The following is a 5772-nucleotide window of genomic DNA, read 5'->3' on the forward strand; positions in this document are numbered from 1 at the left end:
CCTGACCAATCACGACAATGTCGGCGCCGCCTTCCGCAACGCGGCCGCCTTCGGGGCCGACGCGGTGATCCTCGACGGGGAGAGCTGCGATCCGCTCTATCGCAAGAGCATCCGGGTTTCGGCCGGGGCCGCGCTGATCCAGCCCTTCGCGCGGCTCCCGGCGGGGCAGGACTGGCTGCGGCTGGCCGACGCCCTCGACCTCCAGCCGTTGGCCTTCAGCCCTGGGGCGACCGAGCCCCTGGATGCCGTCACCGTGCCGGCGCGGGCGCTCCTGATCCTCGGCACCGAGGGGCCGGGCCTCGACGCGGCGACGCTGGCCCAGGCGCGGCCGCTCCGCATCCCCATGGCCGCCGGATTCGATTCGCTCAACGTCGCCACGGCGGCGGGCATCGCCCTGTTCACCATCGCCCGCGGCCAGGGGCGCCTCGGTCCGACGTGAGCGCGCGGCGCCGGCGGGTCGGGAGCCGGAATCCGATCTCGGCATCGCCGCCCTGGCAGGGCGCCCGATGCAGGGGGCGGTCGGCAGCGGGACCATCGAGCGGAGGCCGGCCCCGGCATGGATGGTATCGACGCCTGGGCCGGGGCTGAGGCGCAGGATGTCCGCCGACCGGCGGCTCCCGGATGATGGCCGCGTCTCGGCCCGCGCAGGTCCGCGGCCTGCGGGCCGGCCCGGCCTCGGGCGCCTCGGTGGCCGGGACAACGGCGGCCTTGCGCAAATCTTGCGAATGGGTGTCCCTGGTATGATCGTATACAGCGTTCTGCGCGCGACAAACGGCTGCAATTGCCGCGCGATGATGCCAAGCTAGCTTGGCCACATGGGTGTCGGGATTCTGTGAGGAGTCGGGGACGTTGCTTCAGTCTGGGGATGGGTTGCGAGCGCTGACCGGGCGCCGGGTGGCCGTGGTCGGGGCCGGGCCAGGTGGGCTTGCCTCTGCCCTGCTCCTGGCGCGGGCCGGGATCCATGTCACCATCTTCGAGAAGGATTCCCAAGTCGGCGGCCGGACGAAAACCGTTGAGGCGCCCGGCGGATACCGCTTCGATATCGGACCGACGTTCTTCCTCTATCCGCAGATTCTAGCGGACATTTTCGCGAGCTGCGGGGAGCGGCTGGAAGACCACGTCAAGCTCGAGCGGCTCGACCCGCAGTACCACCTCGTTTTCGAGGGGCAGGACGGCATTTCGGGGACGATCAGCGCCACGGGCGATGTCGGGCGTCTGGAGCAGGAGATCGCCCGCCTCGCGCCGGACGACGCCAAGAACGTCAAAGCCTTCTTCGCCGAAAACCGCACCAAGCTGAACTATTTCAAGCCGGTCCTCGAACAGGCCTTCCACACGTTGCGCAGCATGGCGAGCCCGGCGATGCTGGCTGCCTTGCCCTACCTGCATCCGGGCCGGAGCGTCGACCGCGACCTCAAGCGCCACTTCGCCGACCCTCGGGTGCGCCTCGCCTTCTCGTTCCAGACCAAATACCTCGGGATGTCGCCGTTCCGTTGCCCGAGCCTTTTCACCATCCTGTCGTTCCTTGAATACGAGCACGGGGTCTACCACCCCGTGGGCGGTTGCGGCGCCGTCTCGGAGGCCATGGCGGGCTTGGCCGGCCGCATGGGCGTCGATCTCCGGCTGAACAGCACGGTCGAGCGGGTGCTGTTCGACGGCAAGCGCGCCTGCGGCCTGGTGGCGGACGGCGAAACCTTCAACGCCGACGCGGTGATGATCAACGGCGACTTCGCCAAGGTCGTCCGCGCCCTCGTCCCGGAGCGGCACCGGCCGCGCTGGCGCGACGCCAAGATCCAGAAGGCCCGGCTCTCCTGCTCGACCTTCATGCTGTATCTCGGCCTCGAGGGGAAAATGCCCGACAGCCTCGGGCACCACACGATCCTCCTGGCCGACGGCTACGAGAAGAACATCCGCGAGATCACCGAGGGCACGCTGCCGATGCAGCCCTCCCTGTACGTGCAGCATGCGGGCTACACGGACGGCGGCATGGCGCCCCCCGGGCATACGGCCCTCTACGTTCTGGTTCCGGTGCCGAACCTTAAGGCGGGGATCGACTGGTCGACGCTGCGGGAGACCTACCGCGCGCTGATCCTGGAGCGTCTGAAGCTCCTCGGGATCGACGATCTCGAATCCCGCATCCGCTACGAGCGGATCATCGATCCGACCCAGTGGGAGGAGGATTTCGCCGTCCATGAGGGCGCCACCTTCAACCTCGCCCACGACCTGATGCAGATGCTGTATTTCCGCCCGCACAACCGCTTCGGACCGGGGCTGTACATCGTCGGCGGCGGCACGCATCCGGGCTCCGGCCTGCCGGTGATCTACGAGGGTGCCCGCATCTCGGCACGGTTGCTGATCGAGGAACTGGCCGGCGCCCGCGCCGCCGCCACGGCGGGCATTCCCGATACGGCGCCCTTGGCGACCTCCGGCGAGGCCTCGTGAGCGCGGCGACGGATCGGAGGAGACACGGCCGCGGGCCGACAGGCCGCGTGACGATCGCCCTGTCGGCTTGGCTCTGCGCCGCAGCCCTGCCCGTCTCGGCCGCCGCCGTTCAGGTCGAGGTCGACGGGATCGAGCCGGGCGGCGGTCAGGTGCGCGTGGCGCTCTGTCAGGGCGGTCTTTCGGAGACGTCGTGCCTGCGGGGCGACGACTCGCCGGCGACGGCCGACCGGGCGCTGTTCACCTTCCGGGACGTTCCGCCGGGGACCTACGCGGTGGCGGCCTATCAGGACGCCAACGGCAACGGACGCCTCGACCGGACCGGCCTCGGCCTGCCGCTGGAGCCCTACGGCTTCTCGGGCGCCGTCGGGCGCCGGGCGCGGCCCGATTTCGCCGAGGCGGCCTTCGCCCTGCGGGAACCGGGCGCCGCCCTGCGGGTGCGCCTTGGCCGTGCCCTTCCGAGACGGTGAGACGATGGAGGGCCCCCTCGTCAGCCTCGTGGACGTCGGCCTCGACCTCCGCGGGCGACGGGTCCTGGACCGGGTCGATCTTGAGCTCGGGGCCGGCGAGACCCTCGCGCTGCTCGGGCCGAACGGGGCCGGCAAGTCCTCGCTGATGCGCCTCGTTGCGGGGCGGTTGTGTCCGAGCGCGGGGTCGGTGCGCGTGGCCGAGGCGGACCCCTATCGCGCGGGACGCGCACGCCGCGCCATCGGCTGGGTGCCGCAGGAGATCGCCCTCTATCCCCGGCTGACCGTCTCGGAGAATCTCGGCGTCTTCGGGCAGCTCGCGGGGGTTGCCCGACGCGACCGGAAGGCCGCCGTGGAGGCCGCCCTGACCATGGCCGACATCGCCGACGTGGCCCGACGCCCGGTGGGCGTCCTGTCGGGGGGATATCGGCGCCGGGTCAACATCGCGGCGAGCCTGATGAACCGGCCCCGGCTGGTTCTCCTCGACGAGCCGACCAGCGGCGTCGACCTCGCCGCCCGGGCCGCGATCCACGCGGTGCTCGACCGCCTGAAGGCCGCCGGCACCGCGATCCTGATCGCCACGCACGACTTCGCCGAAGCGGAGCGCCTCGCCTCCCGGGTTGCGTTCCTGGCCCAGGGTCGGGTCGTGCGCGCCGGCCGGCTCGCCGATCTGCTCGCGCAATTGCGCACGGGCGCCCCCGAGCGGGAGCTGAGCCTCGCCGTCCCGGCGACGGGACCGGCCGAGGGTGTGCTACGCCGGGCCGGGTTCGCGCCCGCCGAGGCGGGAGGCCTCGTCTGGCGGTCCGTCGAGCGCTCCGGCCTCGACGGCGCGGCCCTGCTCGGCGCGCTGCGCGCCCAGGGCGTTCCCGTGGCCGAGATCCGGGTTCGGGCGCCACGGCTGGAGACGCTCTACCTCGACGCCCTCCGGCCGCGGGAGCTGACGGATCCCGCGGCCACGCCGCTCCGGGTCGGTGCAGCCGGATGATCGCCGCCGCCTTCCGCGTGATGCTCCTGACCCTCCTGCGCGACCGGGCCGCGCTGGTGATGGCCTTCGTGCTGCCGACGGTGATCTTCTCGATCTTCGCGGCCATCTTCTCCGGGGCGATCGGCGACCGGATCCGCATTCATCTCGGACTGGCCGATCTGGCCCACACCGCCGCCACCGAGCGCCTCGCCGACGCCCTCGCGGCCGATCCCTCGCTGCGCGTGACGCGCCTGCCCGCCACCGACATTGCCGCCGTGGCGCAGGCGGTTCGTGCGGGCGAGGTCGACGTGGCGCTGGTCCTGCGCGGCGACCTGATCGCCGCGCCTGCGGAAGCCGCATCCGGGTCTGTCGATCAACCGGTGGTGCTGGTGGAGAACCCCGCCAAGGCGTTGGCGACGCCGATTGCCCTGGGCCAGCTCCAGCGGGTCCTGAACGAGGCGCTGCCCGACGTGGTCCTGTCGCGGATCGTCGCCGACGTCGAGCGCACGGGCAAGATCGGCCCCGACGAGCGCCGCTTCCTCGACGAGGCCTTCGCGGAGCAGCGGGCCAGAAAGGAGCCGTTCAGCTTCGCCGCCCTGGTGGAGCGGCGCAGCACCGCCGCTGGCAGCGCCAATGCGCGGGTGAGCTACTATGCCGGTGCGATCACAGCGGTGTTCCTGCTCTTCGCCGCGATGCAGGGCGCGATGTCCCTGGTCGAGGAGCGCGAGACGGGCCTCGCCGAACGGCTGATGGCCGGTCCGGGCGGCCTGCCGGTGGTCGTGCTCGGCAAGTTCGCCTTCCTGACGCTGCAGGGTCTCGTCCAGGCCGGGCTGATCTTCCTGGCCGCCGCGCTGCTCTACGGAGTTGAGATCGGGCCGCACTGGCCGGCCTTCCTGGCCACCTGCCTGCTGGTCTCGGCGATGGCCGCCGGCCTCGCGCTCGCTGCCTGCGCGCTGGCTGGCTCGCGCCAGCAGGCGCACCTCGCCTCGACCTTCGGAGTGCTGCTGCTCTCGGCGGTGGGAGGCTCCATGGTTCCGCGCTTCCTGATGCCGCCCTGGCTGCAGCAGGCCGGCTGGCTCACCCCCAATGCCTGGGCGATCGAGGCGTATCAGAGCGCGCTCGGCGAAGGGTTCTCCGCCGCAGCGCCGTCGCTCGCGGTGCTGGGCGCGCTGACGCTCTGCGGGCTCGGCCTCGCCCTCACCCTGGCGGCGCGGCGGACCGTGTAGGGCAGCCATCGGGCGCGCGGATCGGACCCGCGTTACTCGACGTAGACGCCCGCACCGATGACCGCGTCCGAACCGGCGACGTGCGTCGCGCAGACGTAGCTCCATTTCACGGTCGGGACGGACTGACCGGGCTTCGGGAACATGTAATCGACCCAGCCGGAGCCGAAGCGGTCCACAACCTCGATGAAGTCCCTGTGGAACTGCTTCCGGTCGGCGTCGCGCTCGTCGAGAAGATCATGCCCCTCGCGGTTCGGATGCGCGGCATTGAACAGCACGATCCCCTTCATGTCGATGACGAACAGATAGACGTCCCCGTAGCGCCAGACGCTACCTTTCCGTCTGAACTCTCCGAACGCCCCGGCGCCGCGGTCTTCCAACGCCTCGGCCGCCCGGTTCACCAGGGCCTCGATCTCGGCCGCCTGATGGACGGGCGGAGTCGAGCGCGTCCGGAATGCGGGAAGCGTCAGGCCGATCACGAGCAACACCGGCCATATCAGAAGGGCTCTCCACATGTGGTCGCCTCACCGATTGAATCTGAGACGTCCCAGGCGATCCCGAGACGATCACGGCGCGCTGCGCCACGGCGATCCGCTCGGCGCTGCCGCGGCGGCGGTTACACGTCCGGGTCGAGTTCGAAGGCGTCGACGTCGCGCAGGAGGGCGAGGAAGGTCCGGGCGCC

Annotated in this window: 6 protein-coding genes; 5 read left to right on the plus strand and 1 reads right to left on the minus strand. The window is 71.3% G+C overall.

Annotated features, from left to right (window positions below):
* The 5 genes from I53_RS10495 to I53_RS10515 form a co-directional block, all read left to right on the plus strand.
* The coding region (locus I53_RS10495) for an RNA methyltransferase (RefSeq protein ID WP_043350163.1) at positions 1 to 439 on the plus strand (439 nt) is incomplete at its 5' end.
* A gap of 410 nt (positions 440 to 849) precedes the next feature.
* Positions 850 to 2439 (plus strand): phytoene desaturase family protein, encoded by a 1590-nt coding sequence (gene crtI / locus I53_RS10500; protein ID WP_043350165.1) that lies wholly within the window; start codon positions 850 to 852, stop codon positions 2437 to 2439.
* Between the two features lie 47 nt (positions 2440 to 2486).
* Positions 2487 to 2906 (plus strand): DUF2141 domain-containing protein, encoded by a 420-nt coding sequence (locus tag I53_RS10505; RefSeq protein WP_043350167.1) that lies wholly within the window; start codon positions 2487 to 2489, stop codon positions 2904 to 2906.
* A 4-nt stretch (positions 2907 to 2910) separates the two neighbouring features.
* Entirely contained in the window at positions 2911 to 3888 is a 978-nt protein-coding gene (locus I53_RS10510; protein WP_043350168.1) for an ABC transporter ATP-binding protein, read from the plus strand.
* Entirely contained in the window at positions 3885 to 5093 is a 1209-nt protein-coding gene (locus I53_RS10515; protein WP_043350171.1) for an ABC transporter permease, read from the plus strand. The genes I53_RS10510 and I53_RS10515 overlap by 4 nt, the downstream gene beginning before the upstream one ends.
* Positions 5094 to 5125: 32 nt before the next feature.
* On the opposite strand, the gene I53_RS10520 is transcribed toward I53_RS10515, so the two are convergent.
* The gene (locus tag I53_RS10520) at positions 5126 to 5578 is read right to left on the minus strand and encodes a cache domain-containing protein (RefSeq protein WP_236952780.1); all 453 of its coding nucleotides are present in this window, start codon (positions 5576 to 5578) and stop codon (positions 5126 to 5128) included.
* Between the last annotated feature and the right edge of the window lie 194 nt (positions 5579 to 5772).

The organism is Methylobacterium sp. B1 (genome assembly GCF_000333255.1).
Taxonomy (GTDB): Bacteria; Pseudomonadota; Alphaproteobacteria; order Rhizobiales; family Beijerinckiaceae; genus Methylobacterium; species Methylobacterium fujisawaense.

Coding starts and splice junctions, on each gene's coding strand:
- I53_RS10515 (WP_043350171.1), top strand. CDS start 3,885: ATGATCGCCGCCGCCTTCCGCGTGATGCTCCTGACCCTCCTGCGCGAC.
- I53_RS10510 (WP_043350168.1), top strand. CDS start 2,911: ATGGAGGGCCCCCTCGTCAGCCTCGTGGACGTCGGCCTCGACCTCCGC.